This is a genomic window from Pseudomonas sp. P108 (genome assembly GCF_032613195.1).
In the GTDB taxonomy this organism is placed as follows: domain Bacteria; phylum Pseudomonadota; class Gammaproteobacteria; order Pseudomonadales; family Pseudomonadaceae; genus Aquipseudomonas.
Genome location: NZ_CP126691.1, coordinates 2,960,010 through 2,979,020, shown reverse-complemented (window position 1 = coordinate 2,979,020; position 19,011 = coordinate 2,960,010). Strand labels below are relative to the sequence as shown.

18 protein-coding genes are annotated in these 19,011 nt (G+C 59.7%); 3 read left to right on the top strand and 15 right to left on the bottom strand.

Annotated features, from left to right (window positions below):
• Positions 1-21: 21 nt before the first annotated feature.
• The 7 genes from QOM10_RS13055 to QOM10_RS13025 all read right to left on the bottom strand — a co-directional run bounded on the left by QOM10_RS13055 (position 22) and on the right by QOM10_RS13025 (position 5,641).
• A complete protein-coding gene (locus QOM10_RS13055) occupies positions 22-1,236 on the bottom strand; it encodes an amino acid deaminase (RefSeq protein WP_316918222.1) in 1,215 nt (404 codons plus the stop codon).
• 42 nt (positions 1,237-1,278) lie between these two features.
• Positions 1,279-2,043: an IclR family transcriptional regulator gene (locus QOM10_RS13050; RefSeq protein WP_316918221.1), complete on the bottom strand. Its 765-nt coding sequence runs from the start codon at positions 2,041-2,043 to the stop codon at positions 1,279-1,281.
• Positions 2,044-2,200: 157 nt separating this feature from the next.
• Positions 2,201-2,587 carry a RidA family protein gene (locus tag QOM10_RS13045; RefSeq protein ID WP_096797669.1) on the bottom strand — a complete coding sequence of 129 codons (387 nt, stop codon included), beginning with the start codon at positions 2,585-2,587 and terminating at the stop codon, positions 2,201-2,203.
• A gap of 31 nt (positions 2,588-2,618) precedes the next feature.
• Positions 2,619-3,410 (bottom strand): amino acid ABC transporter ATP-binding protein, encoded by a 792-nt coding sequence (locus QOM10_RS13040; RefSeq protein ID WP_150752044.1) that lies wholly within the window; start codon positions 3,408-3,410, stop codon positions 2,619-2,621.
• On the bottom strand, positions 3,407-4,069 hold the full coding sequence (locus tag QOM10_RS13035; RefSeq protein ID WP_316918220.1) for an amino acid ABC transporter permease: 663 nt from the start codon (positions 4,067-4,069) through the stop codon (positions 3,407-3,409). Before QOM10_RS13035 ends, QOM10_RS13040 begins: the two co-directional genes overlap by 4 nt.
• A 9-nt stretch (positions 4,070-4,078) precedes the next feature.
• Positions 4,079-4,741: an amino acid ABC transporter permease gene (locus QOM10_RS13030; protein WP_038368362.1), complete on the bottom strand. Its 663-nt coding sequence runs from the start codon at positions 4,739-4,741 to the stop codon at positions 4,079-4,081.
• Positions 4,742-4,792: 51 nt separating this feature from the next.
• Positions 4,793-5,641, bottom strand: coding sequence for a transporter substrate-binding domain-containing protein (locus QOM10_RS13025; RefSeq protein WP_064117896.1), 849 nt, complete (start codon positions 5,639-5,641; stop codon positions 4,793-4,795).
• A 424-nt stretch (positions 5,642-6,065) separates the two neighbouring features.
• On the opposite strand from QOM10_RS13025, the gene QOM10_RS13020 reads away from it, so the two are divergent.
• The 3 genes from QOM10_RS13020 (at position 6,066) to QOM10_RS13010 (ending at position 7,517) form a co-directional block, all read left to right on the top strand.
• The gene (locus tag QOM10_RS13020) at positions 6,066-6,470 is read left to right on the top strand and encodes a hypothetical protein (protein ID WP_150774548.1); all 405 of its coding nucleotides are present in this window, start codon (positions 6,066-6,068) and stop codon (positions 6,468-6,470) included.
• Between the two features lie 91 nt (positions 6,471-6,561).
• Entirely contained in the window at positions 6,562-6,993 is a 432-nt protein-coding gene (locus QOM10_RS13015; RefSeq protein WP_127927113.1) for a thioredoxin family protein, read from the top strand.
• A 56-nt stretch (positions 6,994-7,049) separates the two neighbouring features.
• Complete coding sequence (locus QOM10_RS13010; RefSeq protein WP_127927111.1) at positions 7,050-7,517, top strand: hypothetical protein; 468 nt, start codon at positions 7,050-7,052, stop codon at positions 7,515-7,517.
• A gap of 41 nt (positions 7,518-7,558) precedes the next feature.
• Here the strand turns inward: QOM10_RS13010 and QOM10_RS13005 are convergent, their stop codons facing one another.
• The 8 genes from QOM10_RS13005 to cobW form a co-directional block, all read right to left on the bottom strand.
• The gene (locus tag QOM10_RS13005; RefSeq protein WP_127927109.1) at positions 7,559-7,840 is read right to left on the bottom strand and encodes a type II toxin-antitoxin system RelE family toxin; all 282 of its coding nucleotides are present in this window, start codon (positions 7,838-7,840) and stop codon (positions 7,559-7,561) included.
• On the bottom strand, positions 7,830-8,078 hold the full coding sequence (locus QOM10_RS13000; protein WP_038368375.1) for a type II toxin-antitoxin system Phd/YefM family antitoxin: 249 nt from the start codon (positions 8,076-8,078) through the stop codon (positions 7,830-7,832). The genes QOM10_RS13005 and QOM10_RS13000 overlap by 11 nt, the downstream gene beginning before the upstream one ends.
• A gap of 294 nt (positions 8,079-8,372) precedes the next feature.
• A complete protein-coding gene (locus QOM10_RS12995; RefSeq protein ID WP_316918219.1) occupies positions 8,373-9,932 on the bottom strand; it encodes a TerC family protein in 1,560 nt (519 codons plus the stop codon).
• A gap of 378 nt (positions 9,933-10,310) precedes the next feature.
• Positions 10,311-11,957 (bottom strand): phospholipase D-like domain-containing protein, encoded by a 1,647-nt coding sequence (locus tag QOM10_RS12990; protein ID WP_316918218.1) that lies wholly within the window; start codon positions 11,955-11,957, stop codon positions 10,311-10,313.
• Positions 11,958-12,131: 174 nt separating this feature from the next.
• Positions 12,132-12,794 carry a vWA domain-containing protein gene (locus QOM10_RS12985; protein WP_224790156.1) on the bottom strand — a complete coding sequence of 221 codons (663 nt, stop codon included), beginning with the start codon at positions 12,792-12,794 and terminating at the stop codon, positions 12,132-12,134.
• Positions 12,795-12,796: 2 nt separating this feature from the next.
• Positions 12,797-13,798, bottom strand: coding sequence for an ATP-binding protein (locus QOM10_RS12980; protein ID WP_150774543.1), 1,002 nt, complete (start codon positions 13,796-13,798; stop codon positions 12,797-12,799).
• A 225-nt stretch (positions 13,799-14,023) separates the two neighbouring features.
• Positions 14,024-17,872: a cobaltochelatase subunit CobN gene (gene cobN, locus QOM10_RS12975; RefSeq protein WP_316918217.1), complete on the bottom strand. Its 3,849-nt coding sequence runs from the start codon at positions 17,870-17,872 to the stop codon at positions 14,024-14,026.
• 2 nt (positions 17,873-17,874) lie between these two features.
• Positions 17,875-18,948 (bottom strand): cobalamin biosynthesis protein CobW, encoded by a 1,074-nt coding sequence (gene cobW, locus QOM10_RS12970; protein ID WP_034154301.1) that lies wholly within the window; start codon positions 18,946-18,948, stop codon positions 17,875-17,877.
• Positions 18,949-19,011 lie beyond the last annotated feature (63 nt).

Genomic DNA, 19,011 nt, shown 5'->3' with positions numbered 1-19,011 from the left:
GCCGCGACTCGGTATCGAGTCTTAGAAACAAGTCTCCATGCTCTCGATCACCGACAACTCTTCATCCACCAACAACCCCACACGCCACTTGTCGAACGTCAGGCACGGATGCGACGTACCAAAAGAAATGATGTCACCCACGCGCAACTCAACGCCCGGCGCTACCGTCATGAACGCGTGCTGATCCATCACCGCCGTGACCTTGCACGCACCGACATCCTCGCCCAGCGCCGGCACCACACCCGCCTGGTAACGCAGCAACGGCACCGGCAAACCGGCATCGAACGCGACATCTCGTTTGCCCAGTGCGATCACCGCAAAACCCGGCTCCGGCAGCGACTGCACGTGGGCCCAGACTTCCAGCGCCGGACGCAAACCTTCGTGAAGATCACTGCGGCGGTCGAGCACGCAGCACTGCGCCTCTTTGTAGATGCCATGGTCGTGCGCCACGTAACTGCCCGGGCGCAACACGCTGAGGAAACGCCCCGCCGCGTTCTGCGTTTCGAACGATTCGGCAATCAGGTCGTACCATGCCGAACCCGAGGCGGTGATGATCGGTTTGGCGATGGCGAACGCGCCGCTGTCCTGCAACTGCACCGCCAGACGCACCAGGGATGCAGCAAACTCACGAATCCCGCTGACCGCGTGATCGCCGTGAATCACCCCTTCGTAACCTTCAATGCCGGTCAGGGCCAGCGCCGGTTGCGCGTTGATCGCCTTGGCCAGTTCAATCACTTCCTGCTCGCTACGGCAACCGCAACGTCCGCCAACCACGCCGTATTCGATCATCACGTTGAGCTTCACTCCACGCGAGGCGAAGTAGGCGCCGAGATCGGCAACGTTGTCCGGGTGATCGACCATGCAATAGAAATCGAACGACGGATCGGCGAGCAGATCGGCGATCAATGCCATGTTCGGCGTGCCGACCAATTGGTTGGCCATCAGCACGCGGCGCACGCCATGGGCGTAAGCAGCCTGGGTCTGGGTCGCGCTGGCGAGGGTGATGCCCCACGCGCCGGCGTCGAGCTGACGCTTGAACAGTGCCGGGGTCATGCTGGTTTTGCCGTGGGGCGCGAGTTCCGCGCCGCTGTCGCTGACAAACTTCTGCATCCAGCGGATGTTGTGCTCCAGCGCTTCGCGGTGCAGCACCAGCGCCGGCAGGCTGACGTCACGCGTCAGGTGCGCGCCAATGGCCGCGTCGCCCTTTTCCACAGCAGTATTGATGGCAGTCGTCATGGTCGAACTCCTCACTTTTTTCACGGCCGCAGGCAGCCGCGGTTATTCGTTGATACGCCGGGCGAGGCTGTTGGCACTCTCGATCAGCACCCGGCGATAGTCGTTGTAATTGTTCTTCGCATCGGCCCGTGGGGCGACGATGCACAACGTGCAAATCGCTACGCCTTGAGAGTCTTTGACCGGTGCGGCGAAGCAATGGGTAAAGGTGTCGGCAACGCTGTCGAAGGAGAAAAATCCATCGATGCCGGCCTGACGGATTTCGGCGAGAAAACGCTCCAATGGCAAACGTTCGCCGTCGGGCAGGATGTAATCGTCCTCGTCGATGAGGTCGATGATCTGCTGATCGCTCAGGTGTGCGAGCAGCACGCGCCCGGAAGCCGTCCACGGGATCGGCGCGTTTTCACCGATGTCGGAGGAAATACGGAAATGCCGCTCGCCCTCCTTCATCAACGCCACCGTGTATTTGCGCCCGTTGAGCAGGCACATCTGCGCGGTTTCACGGGTCTGGCTGACGATCTCCTGCAAGGCGTGATCGGCTTCGCGACTGAGGTCGAAATGACGCAAATGCGCCTGACCGAGGAAGTACAACTGCCGGCCGAGATAGACGTGACCGTCCTTGCCCACCGGCTCCAGAATCCGTCGTTCGAGTAACGAAGCGACCAGTTCGTAGACGGTGGATTTCGGGCTGCCGATGCCGTTGGCGATGTCGTTCGGACGCAGCGGCTGGCCGACTTCCTTGAGGAAATCGAGGATATCGAACGCCCGGTCCAGACCGCGGGCCCGGCGCTTGATGGTGTCTTCGGTCATTTCAGTGGTTCCCATTCAAAGTCGCCGGGAGTTTACCGCTAATGATCGTTCCCATGCTCCGCGTGGGAATGCAGCCCGGGACGCTCTGCGTCCCTTGGAACGCGGAGCGTTCCGAGAGGCATTCCCACGCAGAGCGTGGGAACGATCCGCGTATTGGTCAGGGTTTCTTGTACGCAATGCAGTCGATCTCGACCTTGCAATCAACCATCATGCTCGCCTGCACACAGGCGCGGGCCGGTGCGTGCTCAGGCTTGAAGTACTCGCCAAAAACCTTGTTGAAACTGCTGAAGTCCCGCGGATCGTCCAGCCACACGCCAGCGCGCACCACGTCTTCCAGGCCATAACCGGCTTCTTCGAGAATCGCGATCAGGTTCTTCATGGTCTGGTGGGTCTGCTCGACGATGCCGCCGACAATGATCTCGCCATCCACCGCCGGTACCTGGCCGGAAACGTGCAGCCAGCCATCCGCTTCAACGGCGCGAGCGAATGGCCGTGGCTGACCGCCAGCGGCGGTGCTGCCGGTGCCGTAACGCGTAATGCTCATGGGTGTTTCTCCTGATTGAAAATGTGAAAAGTCAGAACCGCGTGCTTTTGAGAAATTCCGCCAGACGCGGCGATTGCGGGCGCTCGAACAGATCCTTGGGAGGCCCCTGCTCTTCGATCCGCCCCTGATTCATGAAAACGATTTTGTCCGAGACCTCGAAGGCGAAACGCATCTCGTGGGTCACCAGCAACATGGTCATGCCGTCTTCGGCCAAGCCCTTGATCACGTTGAGCACTTCGCCGACCAGTTCCGGATCGAGGGCCGAGGTGACCTCATCGAACAGCATCAAACTCGGGTTCATCGCAATCGCCCGGGCAATCGCCACGCGCTGTTGCTGACCGCCGGACAACTGGCCGGGAAAGTGATTGCGCCGCTCCAGCAAGCCGACGCGCTCCAGCCATTTTTCCGCGAGGACGACGGCTTCGTCCTTGTGCATTTTCTTCACCTTGAGCAAACCCAGGGTGACGTTCTGCAACGCGGTCAGGTGCGGGAACAGGTTGAATTGCTGGAACGCCATGCCGGTCATCGCACGATGGCGGGCGATGACTTTTTCTGCATGCCGGACACGCTTGCCGTTGACCTCGTCATAGCCGATGGATTCACCGTCGAGCAGGATCTGCCCGCCCTGGAATTCCTCGAGCATGTTCACGCAACGCAGCAGCGTGGTCTTGCCCGAACCGCTGGAGCCGATCAGCGTGACCACGTTGCCGCGCTGCATGCTCAGATCGACACCCTTGAGCACTTCGACCGCGCCGTACTGTTTGTGCAGGCCACGGATGTCCAGCAACGCCTGAGGCTGTGGGGAAACTTGAGCTTGAGTCATGGCAAGACCACCCGCTTTTCAATGTGCCGGCCGAGTAATTCGATGCCGTAGTTGATGACGAAGAACAGAAAACCGGCGAACAGGTAGAACTCCAGAGTCATGAAGTTCCGGGCGATGATCTGTTGGGTACTGAGGAGCAATTCGGCGACGCCGATCACCGACAGCAAGGTCGAGGCCTTGACGATTTCAGTGGACGAGTTGACCCAGGTCGGCAGGATCTGCCGCAGCGCCTGAGGCAACAATACGTAGCCAAGGGATTGATAGAACGTCAGGCCGATGGCCTGGCTCGCTTCCATCTGCCCGCGCGGCAAGGCTTGCAGCGCACCACGGACAATCTCAGCCACATGAGAACCGCAAAACAAGGTCAGACCCAAGGCGCCGGCCTGGAACGCGCTGATCTGCCAGCCCAGCGCCGGTGCCATATAGAAGCAGGCCAGTACCAGCACAAATACCGGTGTGCCGCGAATCAGGTCGACGTAAAAACGAAACGGCGCGCGCATCCAGAATTTGCCGTAGGTCAGCACCAGACCGGTGACCACGCCGAGCACAGTGCCGAGCAGAATCGCCAGCGCCGACACTTGCACACTGGTCAAAAAGCCCTGCCACAGCGGCTCACGCGCAATCCACAATTCATGTAACCAACTGGGAGATTCGTACATCGCAGCCTCCTATCGGCGGATTGCCAGACGCTGCTCGAGGTAACGCAGCAGCATGGCAATGAGGTAACAGGCCGCGACATACAACGCCGTGGTCACCAGCCAGGTTTCGATCACCCGGTAGCTTTCGACGTTGATCTTGCGCGCGTAATAGGTCAGCTCCGGGACTGCAATTGCGGCGGCCAGCGAGGTGTCCTTGAACAGCGAGATGAAGTTGTTCGACAGCGCCGGCAAGACGTTGCGCAACATCACCGGCACGGTGACGTAGGCCTTGACCTGCCACTCGCCGAGACCGATCGCCAGCCCGGCTTCGCGCTGACCTTTGGGGATACTCAGCAAACCACCACGGAACACTTCGGTCAGGTATGCCCCGGCATACAGCGACAGGGTGATGATGAACGACGGAATCTTGTCCAGCCGAATGCCGAGACTCGGCAAGGCAAAGTAGATCAACAGAATCAACACCAGAATCGGCGTGTTACGCACCACCGTGACATACACCGAGGCCAGCACCCGCAAGGCGCGATGCCTGGAAAGCAAGGCAAACGCCATCAGCAGGCCGATCACGCAGCCGATGGCGATCGACACCAGCGCCAGTTCAAGACCCAGACCGAGCCCCGCCAGCAAGGTGTCGAAATCGCGCCACACGGCGGCAAAGTTCAACTGATAGTTCATGGTCAGCAGTACCTTGAGCGGGGCGACGTGAACCGCCCCGCTCTCACGGGATCATTTGAATTCGACAGGGAAACCGATCGCAGGCGACGGCAGGTCTACACCAAACCATTGCTTGAACGAGGCGGCGTAGGTCGGGAATTCAACGCCGGTCATGGCTTCATGCAATGCGGTGTTGACGAAGTTCAGCCAGTCCTGATCGCCGCGTTTAACCGCACACGCGTAGGTTTGCGGGCTCCACGCGTAGGTTGGGCTGCGATAGCGGCCAGGGTTCTGCACCATCAGGTATTTGACCGAAGACTGGTCGGTGGCGGCAGCATCGGCACGACCGGAGTTCACGGCTTGGTACATCAGGTCGACGCTGTCGTACTGATCGACCTTGGCTTTCGGCAGGGCCTGATGCACCAGCTCTTCCGCGTACACGTTCTGCAGCACCGCCACGGTGACGCTGTCACCAGCGGCTTGCAGGTCTTCGATTTCCTTGTACTTGCTGTTGTTCGGCAGCAGCAGGCCGACGCCTTCGCGGTAGTACGGCAGCGTGAACGCCACTTGCTGCGCGCGGCTGGCGGTAACGGTGATGAACTGGCAGCTCATGTCGACCTTGTCGGTGAGCAGATTGGGAATCCGCGCATCAGACGACTGCACGACGAACTCGACTTTGCTCGGGTCGTTGAACAGACCCTTGGCGACGATTCTGGCGATGTCGATATCAAAACCCTGCAACTTGCCGTCCGCGCCCTGAAAGTGCCACGGCGCATTGGTGCTGCCAGTGCCGACAATCAATTTGCCACGGGCCAGAACACTGTCGAGCTTGCTGTCGGCTGCCTGGGCCATACCCATGACAGCGGACGAAGCCGCAAGAACAAAAACACATGCTTTGAACAACGAAGGACGGCGATGCATGGCAAGCACTCCAGAATTGTGTTTATTCCGCTATACCGGAACACGGTTTGTTGCTACGGAATAGACAGCAGAAAGTGTGCCATAGCTTTGGCAATAAAACCCAGGCCTTCGGAAACATTAATCGGTTCAACAAGTTAGCCCGCGGATCTGCGCGCGACTATTGCCAGTAGAAATTTCACCTTCGCTACTGAAGGCAACCGATTGGGAAGTAATGTCACATTTAAGGGCGTGTGCGCGACCGATTGATGCACAGATAAAGCATTGAATCGGACTTGGAAAATGGCTTGATCGCAAGTGACCGCTCATCGGATTTACCGCTCGACCTGTCAGAGTTGACAGTTGTTGACCGGTGAATTGATAGGCCTACTGGTCCGGACCGAACGGGTCAGGAACCGAACTTAAAATCTCAATAAGGACTTTTGAAATGGCCAATCTGATTAAAAATGGTGATTTTGCGAATCAAGGCGATCACTGGACAGCAACAACCCCGAGTAACGTCAGTTACGTAGTTGGTCACTGCATAATCGCGCCTCCTGACTCCATTAGTCAGGACGTTCTCCTGGGTAGCGAGGGCGGCGGTAAATTCATGATCTCGGCAAGAATGAAAACACTGCATGGCTATGCGGGCCGCATCACTGTGCAACCACATCCGACAGGCAACCCGGTTCAACTTGACGTCGGAGGTAACCAAGGCTGGACGATCAAGTTCCAAGAGTTCGACGCCCCTCTCGCGACACTCAAGTTCACGGTGACGGTAGAGTGCAATGACGGTACGTTTGATGAACTTGGCTCTTATTTCGGCGATGTAACGCTATCCAGGCTGCTCTGAGCCAATACTCTTGAAAGCAAGCTTTCATCTCGTGACGGCTTGCTTTCTCCGTGAACGCATCACCACTGCATTCCGAAAAAGGGAGTTTCCAATGGACTCGACAACCCCTTTCGAAGCCTTGCCGGCCACCTACCGCAAAGCCCTGAAAACCTGGCGCCCAGTGATCCTGTATTTCGCCAACGAACACTGCCCCGCCTGCGAATGGGCCGGCCCGATTTTTCGCCAGACGGCCGAGCCGTACCGGCATCGCGCCAATATCTACATGCTCAATACCAGCGAAACTGCCCGTCATCCGCTGGTCACCGGTACGCCCACCGTACTGTTCTACAAGAACGGCAGGCTGGTGAAAAAACTCAAAGGCATCGGCACGGAAGAAACCCTCGCACGGGATTTTGCCGAGCACATCGGCAAGACCAAAGCGCCCACTGCGCCCCGAAAGCGAACGCATGATCTGTCTTGGCTGCGTCAGACACTTCGTACTCTGCGCACTGTTGCACGTGCGCGTCTGCGGAGTCAGTGCTGAACAGGCTGAAGGTTCCGACGCCGCGTTAACCAAAAAGTCTCAGAGAAGGATAGGACATGACGAATTTGATCAGCAATGGCGAGTTTTACGAAGGCGAAAAAGACTGGTCAGTGAGCCTTCCAGAGCACGTGAAATTTAACAAGGATGACTGCGAGATCACTTCACCCGGATACATCAGTCAGGACGTCATTTTCCAATCTGAAGCCGAAGAATATGCACTGTCCGCCAGAATGAAGACTGCATCCGCCTCCACGGCTCGCGTGATATTGACGCTACATCCTGCTGGCGACGAACTTGAGTTGGCGCTGACAGACGATCCCAACTGGCAAGTGCGAACCGACTGGATCCTCGCGCCAGCCGGCACGACCGGAGCCACGGTCAAACTCCAGACAGATGGAGCAATCGGCGTCGCCGCCGCGCAACTTGGCAGTCTGACGCTAATGAGTCTGGAGACTAGAGAAGCGAAAAACACTCTTGAGCGAATCGTGGTGTGGTGGAGATCCCTGTTCGGTGCCAGGGGATAAATCCAGCGTGTCAGGCAACGGACGTCCTTTGGAAATCTATTTCAGCGCTTGGCAGCCTCTGTATAGATTTCGCCTCGCGCTCGCTTGCCAACGGCTATCACCGCGACCACCAATACTTCATCCTTGACCCGATACACCATCCGATATCCGGCGCTCCGCAGCTTAATTTTGTATGCATTACCGAGGCCTTTGAGTCGATCCGCCGGTACATGTGGATTAAGCAGCCGCTCCGCTAGTTTTTTCTTGAACTGATCTCGTAGACCTGCGCCCAGCTTCTCCCACTCTTTCCAGGCCTTTTCAGAAAATTCCAGCTCATAGGTCATCTATTGAGACCTTGATGGTGGGGTCGTTTTCTCGCTCCTTGCAAAGCGCGATCAACTCCAGATCATCAAGGCGCGTCATCATTGCCTCGTATTCTTTGGCAGGTACGCAATAAAACGCTGGTTCATTTCGGTTGAGAATCGCTACAGAGCGTCCACCTCCAGCAGCTACAGTGCCCATCGGATTTTTTTTCAATTCGGAAATACTCGCTACTACGTGAGAAAGAACGATGTGTGCCATTAAGGTGCTTCCTGAAGTACTTTTAACAGCACCTAAAATAGCACCCTCGAAGCTCTTAACTTCGATCCATTTGACGATACCACGTGATTTCCAACGACGTTTCTGTGTTGTCCGTCAGATATTTCTCGCACTTGGGTGGGAACAGGAAGGATCGCACACTTTTCATCAGTAAATACTGCGGTGCCTGAACCCAAGCATTCACGAGCAGGCTCGCTCCCACATTTGCAACGCGTTCCAGTGTGGGAGCGAGCCTGCTCGCGAAGAGGCCGGCACAGTGAGTAGAGAACTCCAGGATTACGCTGGCGCGCGCTCCAATAGCACCCGCGTCACCCGCCGCTCTTCCACGGCTTTGACCGTCATGTGCCAGCCTTCAAGCTCCAGACGATCACCGATCACCGGCAATCGATCCAGAAGGCTCATCACCAACCCGGCCATGGTCTGATAGTCCTCGGTCGGCTTGGCGCCAAACCCGGTGCGTTGGCGCACCCGCGCCAGGTTGAGCGCACCGCTGACCATAAACCCGCCCTGCTCCTCGACGACATCCGGGCCTTCGATTTCGCTGGCATCCGGCAACTCACCGGCAATCGATTCGAGAATGTCGGTCATGGTCAACACGCCGACAAAATCACCGAACTCATTAACCACGAAAGCAATGTGCGTCGACGCAGCGCGCATCTGCTCCAGTGCGTTGAGGATCGAATAACTGTCGAGCAGGTTGATGGTCTTGCGCGCCAGATGTTCCAGATTCGGCTCGGTACCGGCCAGGTACTCCTTGAGCAGTTCCTTCTTGTGCACGAAGCCCAACGGCTCATCCACCGCACCGTTGCGAATCAACGGCAGACGCGAGTAGGACGAGTGCATCAAGCGGGTACGAATCGCCTCGCGGTCATCGGCCAGATCAATTGTGTCGACATCGGCGCGCACGGTCATCAGCCCGCGAATCGGCCGCTCGGCCAGTTGCAGCACGCCGCTGATCATCACCCGCTCGCGACGGTCGAACAGTTCGGCACTTGGCGCGTCACCGTCATCGAGCAGGTCGGAGATTTCCTCGCCGACGTCTTCCGCCGCCAGTTTGCGCCCGCCCAGCAAGCGCATGACCGCGTGAGCAGTACGTTCGCGTATCGGTCGCAGGCCTTGCATCGAACGTTTGCGGCGAGCCCGGGCAATCTGGTTGAACACCTCGATCAGAATCGAGAAGCCGATGGCGGCATACAGATAGCCTTTCGGAATGTGGAAGCCCAGACCTTCGGCCGTCAGGGCAAAACCGATCATCATCAGGAAGCCCAGACACAGCATGATTACCGTCGGGTGCGCGTTGACGAAGCGCGTCAACGGTTTGCTGGCAACGATCATCAAGCCAATCGAGATGATCACCGCAATCATCATCACCGCCAGTTCATCGACCATGCCCACGGCGGTAATCACCGCATCCAGCGAGAACACCGCGTCGAGTACCACGATCTGCGCAACGATCGGCCAGAACATCGCATAAGCGCTGTTGGTCGTGCGTTCGCCGACATGACCTTCAAGACGTTCGTGCAATTCCATGGTCGCCTTGAACAGCAGGAACACACCACCGAACAGGATGATCAGGTCACGGCCGGAGAAGCTCTTGTCGAATACCTCGAACAACGGCTGCGTGAGGGTCACCAGCCAGGAAATACTCGCCAACAGGCCCAAGCGCATGATCAGCGCCAGCGACAGGCCGATAATCCGCGCACGGTCGCGCTGATGCGGCGGCAGTTTGTCCGCCAGGATTGCGATGAACACCAGGTTGTCGATACCCAGCACCAGTTCCAGCACGATCAATGTCAACAAGCCTAACCAGGCTGTGGGATCCGCTAACCATTCCATAAAACGTCTCGATCTCTCTCAGTGAATTCAGGCTGCCGGACACGGCAAAGCGCAACGCGAAAGCTCTGGAGCCGCGTTAGCAACGATAGTCGGATGTCGGAAAACTGAATGTTGCGAGTGCATCAAGACCGCGCCATGGCGCGAGGGGAAGCGGTAACTGGGAGGCTCCGAGAGGGTGTTCATGTAGATCCTGAATGAAAAATGGCCTTGGAGCGTACAGGCTTTGGGAACATTTCCTACAGCGGCAAATCATTTCAAAATCTGTAACAGCTCTCCAGATACCCCTGTAGGAGCTGCCGAAGGCTGCGATCCTTTGATCTTGTTTTCTAATGCCAAAGTCAAAAGATCGCAGCCTGCAGCGGCTCCTACAGTACCGTGTCAACGGCCAGCGAAGCGCAACCGCGACAGCTGCCGCAAATCCCCTTCGATGTAGTAATCATTGGTCCAACGGTCATCCACCGCTAACGGGTTCACCTGCTTCAACGCCAGTTTTTTCGCAAAATAACGAAATCGGTAATGCTCATAAAACCGCAGCAACTCCAGGCCATAACGATCCGCCAGATCGGTGTCGCCACGAATGATCAGGTAGTTTTCATCATTGCCATTACTGGCCGAAGCGCTGAGGTTGTGGCTGCCGCTGATGATGGTCGGGGTGTCTGTGGTGAAGTCAGTGACCACCGCTTTGGTGTGCACCAGCAGATTGCCTTTCTGGCCTTTCATGTTCTCGCGCAGCCAGCCTTCCAGCCCGGTATTGAGCAACGCAGTGGCGGCGAATTCGGCGCTGCGGTCGGCGTGGAATCCGCTGATGCGACTGGCAGTGTTCTGCAGACCATAACGCAGAATGTCATCGTGCGGCTGGCCGAGTAACGCGTTAAGAATCGCGTCCGGCAGCGAAAACGCCGTGACGAACAGCACGTCCTTTTTTGCCGCGCTGATGATCTCAACGAACGCTTTCAGGTCAGCCCCGCCGGTACGCGGTGAAAAACCGGCGAATAACGGCTGTTGCGCATTCATCGGGTTGTGTTCGGTGACCCAGTCGCGGGTTACACCGACATCATCCGGCTGCACCCAGATCTGCTCGAACATTTGCAGATAACTGGCGGCAACCGATTCATCGTCGAGCACATGCACCACGTTGGCCTGCCGATAAACCCCGTTGGCGGTGAAATTGGTGCTGCCACACAGAACCGCTGCAGGCTGATGCTCGCCGCTGCCATCGACGCGACTCAGAACGATGAACTTGTTGTGAAAGATGTTATGGGTCACCCGCCCGCGTTTGCTCGCGAGCGGCAGCGCCGCCAGACTCGCTTGGTTGATCGTGGTGTCTTCGTCATCCAGCCGCGCGTGATACAGCACCCGCACCTTTACGCCCCGCGCGAATGCCGCGTTCACCGCCTCGATGATCGCCTGCAACTGGTATTCATAGATGGCAATGTCCAGCGCCCATTGCTCATCGACGGCACGCTCGATAAAACCCCGCAAGCGCCCGAGCAAGCCGTTTTCCAGCCACTGACGGGCCGCATCGGGCCAGGCTTCGATGGGCATGTTTTTGTTGGCGCTGATCTGTGCGTCGAGATCGGGAAACTTGCGCTGGAATGCCTGACTGGCGGCAACGGCGCGATTGAAGATCACGCTTTGGTTGCTCGGGTGACCGTCATCGGAAGTGATCGTCAGCTCCAGCGATTCACCCAACTGCACGGCGTCGGCAGAGCCGTAGGCCAGGTGCACACGATAGTGAAGGGTCATGCCCGGATTGACCGCGTAATCAGCCCAGCGAAATTTCTGCAGCGGAGCGGTATCGCTCGGTGTGGCGTGGAACTGCGCAAAGGTGTGCGGCTTGCCGGGGAAGGTCAGGCTGTTAAACAGAAACAACCAGGGTTTGGCGCCCTGCTGCTTTTCGATGGCAAACCCCAGCAGGCCTTTGCGCCGGGGCTCGGCCAGATCCATGGCGAGCAGCACGCCGTTGGTGCCGGCGTAGGCTTTGACGCGGAAATCGTCTGCGGGATTTCTGACCAGTACGCGCATCGCTCACTCCTTGTGATTGGGGCTGGGTGCAGCATAGAGCAGGGATGCGGGTTTGAGTGTTTAAATGAAAAACCGAGGTGATGCCTTCGCGAGCAGGCTCGCTCCCACATTTGAACGCATTCCAGGGTGGGAGCGAGCCTGCTCGCGAAGACGTTCGAACAATCGCCGAAAAGCTCAGAGAGAATTCAGCTCATCGATATGTCGATACTCTGACCCCAACGCCTCGGCCAGATCCCGCGCCCGGCCCAACCGGATCGGCCCGCGCTCGATATCGATCAACAACCCCGGACACGCCAGCGTCGGCAATCCCGACCACTGTTTCAAACGCCCATCGGTCACCACCAGCAACCGCTGCTGCTCCGCAGGAAAACGCTTGCGCCGCACCGCCAGCCATTGCTCGGCCTGCATCAGTGCCGCCATTAACGGCGTGCCGCCGCCGGCACCCAAAGTCTCCAGCCAGACGCGCAAGCCGCTCGACGCTTTCAACCCTTGCACCTGCCATTTCGGCGCCGCGCCACTGGCCGTCAACAACGCCAGGCGCGCACGTTGGCGGTAAGCGTCATCGAACAGTTGCGCGAGCAGGCCTTTGGCATCGCTCAAAGCCTGATGGCGCCGTGTCGAGGCCGACGCATCGACGATGACCAGCCATAGTTCATGCGGCGAGCGCGTGCGCAGTTGAAACAGCAGATCCTCACGCCCCCGAGGACGCCCGTTGAGCAACGTGCCCGGCCAGTTCACCGTACCGCTGCGAGCGACATGACGCTTGCCTTGGCGTCCGTTGTCCAGTCGTCCGGCGCGGGGTCTGGCATTCGCCCCCGCGTCGGACCGGGGGCGAATGCCTAAGGCTTTTTTGGCCAGCTCGGCACTTCACGGCGAGCGCCCGTGGCGAGCGCGGGCGCCGGCATGTCACCCCACTGGCCCTGCCCTTCGCTCGGCGAAGCCTGAGCCTCGGCGGGTGATTGTGCTGACTGTTGAGGGCTCGATGCCGGTTGCTCACGACGACGATGGCGCAGGGCAAACTCGGCCACGGCGTCGATATCTTCTTCACCAATCACCTCAGCCCCGCGCCATGCAGCATGAGCCCGGGCGGCGCGCAACCAGACCAGGTCGGCACGCAGACCATCGACCCCGGCGGCAAAACAGCGCTCGGTAATCTGTGCCAGCGACACGTCGTCCAGCGCTATGTTTACCAAGGCAACGCGAGCGGTTTCGCAGCGAGTACGCAGGGCTTGTTGCTCAGCTTCCCACTGCGCGCAGAACACATGCGGGTCGCTGTCGAAATCCAGTCGCCGGCGAATGATCTGACCGCGTTCGGTCGGTGCGGTGTGGCCACTGAGGGCGACGTTCAAGCCGAAGCGATCGAGCAACTGTGGACGCAACTCGCCCTCTTCCGGGTTCATGGTGCCGATCAGTACGAACTTCGCCGAATGCCGATGGGAAATACCGTCGCGCTCGATCAGGTTGGTGCCGCTGGCGGCGACATCGAGCAGCAGGTCGACGAGGTGATCTGGCAGCAGATTGACTTCATCGACGTAGAGCACACCGCCGTCAGCCTTGGCCAGCACACCCGGCGAAAACTGCGCACGCCCCTCACTGAGGGCAGCGTCGAGGTCGAGGGTACCGACCAGACGTTCTTCGGTGGCGCCCAGCGGCAAGGTGACGAATTGACCACTGGCGAGAAGATCGGCCAGGCCACGGGCCAGCGTGGACTTGGCCATGCCACGCGGGCCTTCGATCAACACGCCGCCGATTTTCGGGTCGATGGCGGTGAGGCACAGGGCGAGTTTCAAGTCATCGGCGCCGACCACGGCGGAGAGCGGGAAATGTGGTGTGTCGGTCATTTGGGTTTTCTCTGTCGTGGTCGTGGGTGTACTTGGCATTGTGGGGTGTCAGTTGGGGTGGCCCTCTCCCAGAGGGAGAGGGAACTGACCGAGTTGCTTTTGCAAGGTACGCCGACCTGAATTATCGAGTTGACTTCGATTCTGAACAGCACACAAATCGGCTCCCTTTCCCCCTCGCCCCTTGGGGGAGAGGGCTGGGGTGAGGGGGTGACTTTCCTGAGGACGCTACATATCTTCCTCAATATCCAGCAGCAGATTCTCCAGCGCCTCTTTATAAGCCCCCGGCTCCTGCCACATCCCCCGCTGTTGCGCCTCAAGCATGCGTTCGGTCATATCCCGCAGCGCATGCGGATTATGCTCGCGGACAAACTCCCGAGTCGCCGGGTCGAGCAAATAGGCATCCGCCAACAATGCGTACTGGTGGTCATCGATCAACTGCGTGGTGGCGTCAAACGCAAACAGGTTATCAACCGTCGCCGCCAGTTCGAACGCGCCTTTATAGCCGTGCCGCTTGACCCCGTCGATCCATTTCGGATTGGCCGCACGTGAGCGAATCACCCGGTTCAGCTCTTCTTTCAAGGTGCGAATCTTCGGCAGATCCGGCTGGCTGTGATCGCCGTGATAACTGGCCGCCGCTTCGCCGCGCAGGGTTTCCACGGCGGCGAGCATGCCGCCCTGGAACTGGTAATAGTCGTTGGAATCGAGCAAGTCGTGCTCGCGATTGTCCTGATTTTGCAACACCGCTTGCACCTGACTCAGGCGCTGCACGAATTGTTCACGGGCGGCGGTGCCTTCGTCGGAACCGCCGTAAGCGTAGGCGCCCCAATTCAGATAAACCTCGGCCAGATCCTCGCGGCTCTGCCACAAACGCCCGTCGATAGCGCCCTGCACGCCCGCACCGTAGGCACCGGGCTTGGCCCCGAAGATTCGCCAACCGGCCTGACGCCGCGCCGTTTCGTCATCAAGACCCGATTGCAGCAAAGACTCGCGCTCGGCGCGCACTTTAGCCGCCAGCGGATTGAGATCATCCGGCTCGTCCAGTGCCGCCACTGCTTGCACAGCGGCGTCGAACAGGCGGATCAGGTTGGCAAAGGCATCGCGGAAGAATCCGGAGACTCGCAGGGTGACATCAACGCGCGGGCGGTCGAGCAGGCTCAGCGGCAGAATCTCGAAATCATCGACACGCTGACTGCCAGTGGCCCACACCGGGCGCACGCCCATCAGCGCCATGGCCTGGGCGATGTCGTCGCCGCCGGTGCGCATGGTCGCGGTGCCCCACACCGATAATCCGAGCTGACGCAGGTGATCGCCGTGGTCCTGCAGGTGACGCTCGAGAATCAACGTCGCCGACTGGAAACCGATGCGCCATGCGGTGGTGGTCGGCAGATTGCGCACGTCGACCGAGTAGAAATTGCGTCCGGTCGGTAGCACGTCGAGGCGACCACGGCTGGGCGCGCCGCTCGGGCCGGCGGGGACGAAACGACCGCTGAGGGCGTCGAGCAGGCCGCGCATTTCAGCGGGGCCGCAGGCATCGAGGCGTGGGGCGACGACTTCGCGCAGATTGTCGATGATTGCGCCGACTTCAGCCCAACGCGGTCCTTGTAGGAGTGAGCCTGCTCGCGATGGCGGTGTATCAGGCAAATCTGTATCGAATGACACTCCGCTATCGCGAGCAGGCTCACTCCTACAAGGGGATTGCAGCGTCTGGAAGATCAGTTCAGTGGCGAACAATTCGAGGCGTTCGCGGGTGTCGCCGGCGGTGCGCCAGACTTCGTCGCTTTGCTCTTGCAGCTCTGCGGGACGCGGGCCGGTCCATGGATCGGCCAACGCACAGTCGAGCGGATCGAAACCAAGTTCGAATGCTTTGGCCAGTGCGCGCAGCAGGCTCGACTGCGCGCCCTTCCCGTCTCCGCGCGGAATACGCAACAACGCCAACAACGTATCAATGCGCAATCGCCCGCTCGGTGACTCGCCAAAAATGTGCAAGCCATCGCGAATCTGCGATTCCTTCAAATCACACAAATAGGTATCGAGACGCGGCAACCAGATCGCCGCGTCGGCGTCGCTGTCCATCCCGGCGTCGAGTTGCAGTTCGCGGTCGATCTGCGTGTCCCGCACCAGTTGCAGAATGTCGCGCTGCAACTCGCGGGCGCGACGCGGATCGAGCAACTGCGCTTCGTAATATTCGTCGGCCAGCAGCTCCAGATTGCGCAACGGCCCATAGGTTTCGGCGCGGGTCAGCGGCGGCATCAGGTGGTCGATGATCACCGCTTGCGTACGCCGCTTGGCCTGGGCGCCCTCGCCCGGGTCATTGACGATAAACGGATAGATGTTCGGCAGCGGCCCGAGCAATGCGTCCGGCCAGCAGTTTTCCGAAAGGCCAACGCCTTTGCCCGGCAGCCATTCGAGGTTGCCGTGCTTGCCGACGTGAATCACGCCGTGGGCGCCGTAGGTGTTGCGCAACCAGAAATAAAACGCCAGATAACCGTGCGGCGGCACCAGATCCGGATCGTGATAGACCGCGCTCGGATCGACCTGATAACCGCGCGCCGGCTGAATGCCGACGAAGGTCAGGCCGAAGCGCAGACCAGCAATCATCATCCGCCCGTCGCGGCACATCGGATCGTTTTGCGGCGGGCCCCAGCGTTCGACAACGGCGGCGCGATTGGCCTCGGGCAGCGCATTGAACATCGTCAGGTACGCGTCCATCGCCAGGCTTTGCTGGCACGGGCGCAGATCAATCGTGTCGAGATCGTTGCTGACGCCGCCGAGCAATTGCTGGATCAACTCGGTGCCGCTGCCCGGCAGTTCAGCGGTGAGCGGATAACCCTCAGCCTGCAACGCGCGCAGGATATTCAGCGCCGCTGCGGGCGTGTCGAGGCCGACGCCGTTGCCGATGCGTCCGTCGCGGGTCGGGTAATTGGCGAGAATCAGCGCAATGCGTTTTTCGCCATTCGGCACCCGTGCCAGAGCAATCCAGCGCCGCGCCAGTTCCGCGACAAAATCCATGCGCTCAGGCTGCGCGCGGTAGCAGACCACATCGGACTGGCTGCGCTCACTGCGCCAGGCCAGATCCTTGAAACTGATCGGCCGGCTGATGATGCGCCCGTCGAGTTCCGGCAAGGCAATGTGCATCGCCAGATCCCGTGGCCCCAGACCTTGCTCGCTGTCACGCCAGCCGGGCTCGTTGTCCTGCGCGCAGATCGCCTGAATCACCGGAATATTGCGGCGAAACGGCCGCAGATGCGGCGCTTCAGGGCTGGACTGAGCGAATCCGGTGGTGTTGAGAATCACCCCCGCCTCGACTTCATCCAGCCAATCCTCGACCACCGCCAGGCAGCCGGGTTCTTTCAGACTGGCCAGCGCGATCGGCAGCGGATTCAACCCCGCTGCCTGCAAGCGCTGGCAGAAAACATCGATGAACGCGGTGTTCGCCGCTTGCAGGTGCGAGCGGTAAAACAGCACCGCCGCCACCGGGTTTTCCGGCAGCCATTCGGCTTGCCAGTCACTCAGTGCGGCACTGGTTTTGTTCGGGTGGTAAATCGCCGTGCGCGGCAGGGTTTGCGGTTCTTCCCAGGCGTAATCGCGGGCGAGCCAACGGCTGGCCAGACAGCGGAAGAAATCCAGCGCATTGCCCAGGCCGCCCTGTCGCAGGAATTGCCAGAGCCGGTCGCGATCTTCGGCGTTGACGGTGCTCAAGTCGCTGAGCTCCGGATCGGGACGGTCATCGCCCGGTACCAGAATCACCTGCACGCCACGTTCGGCCAGCTCGACCAAGCGGTCGACGCCATAACGCCAATAGGCAATGCCGCCGTGCAGCGAGATCAGAATGACCTTGGCGTGACGCAGCACTTCGTCGACGTACAGATCGACCGAAGCGTGATTCTGCACCTGCATCGGATTGGCCAGACGCAGGCTCGGATAATCTTCCGGCAACTGCTGCGCGGCTTCGGCGAGCAGCGCCAGGCTGGAGTCGCCGCTGCACAGGATCACCAGCTCGGCGGGGGTTTGGCCAAGGTCGGCAATGTTGTCATCCGAGACGAAACCGCCGGGCTGAGTCCTGAGCAGGTGCATGGTTAAACGCTGAGCGCAGCGCGCAGTTGCGCTTCGAGTTGGGCGGCGTCGAGTTCCTGACCGATCAGCACCAGACGCGTCACGCGCGCTTCATCGGCGCCCCACTGACGGTCGAAGTGCTTGTCGAAACGCGTGCCCACGCCCTGGATCAGCAGGCGCATCGGTTTGTTCGGAATGGCAGCGAAACCTTTGACACGGAGGATGCCGTGCTTGACCACCAGTTGCGTCAGGGCATCGAGCAGTAGGCTTTCGTCGGCTTGTGGCAGTTCGATGGAGATCGAATCGAAGGCGTCGTGATCGTGGTCATCGTGGTCGTCATCGCCTTCACCGTGGTGGTGATCATGGTGGCTGTGGCGGCTGTCGATGTGTTCTTCGGAACCGGCGCCGAGGCCGATCAGCACGTCCAGTGGCAGACGGCCGTTGCTGGCTTCGATGATTTTGACGGCGGGCGGCAGTTCTTCGGCGACTTCGGCGCGTACACGGGCCAAGTCTTCGGGGCTGGTCTGGTCGGCCTTGTTGAGGATGACGAGGTCGGCGCTGGCCAGTTGGTCGGCGAACAGTTCGTGCAGCGGCGATTCGTGATCGAGGTTCGGGTCGAGTTTGCGCTGCGCATCGACTTGATCCGGGAACGCGGCGAAGGTGCCAGCGGCTACGGCCGGGCTGTCGACCACGGTGATCACCGCGTCAACGGTGCAGGCGCTGCGGATTTCCGGCCACTGGAAGGCTTGCACCAGTGGCTTCGGCAGGGCCAGGCCCGAGGTTTCGATGAGGATGTGATCGAGGTCACCGCGACGCGCGACCAGTTCACGCATCACCGGAAAAAATTCTTCCTGAACGGTGCAGCACAGACAGCCGTTGGCCAGTTCGTAGACGCGGCCGGTGGCTTCTTCTTCGGTGCAGCCGATGGTGCATTGCTTGAGGATTTCACCGTCGATGCCCAGCTCGCCGAACTCATTGACGATCACCGCGATGCGACGGCCTTGGGCGTTATCGAGCATGTGCCGCAGCAGCGTGGTTTTGCCCGAGCCGAGGAAGCCGGTGACGATGGTGACGGGGAGTTTGGCCAGTGTTTTCATCGGTATGCCCTTTGGCAAGCGGCGGGCATACGGGACGAGAACCGGCCACGCGCGTGCGCGCCG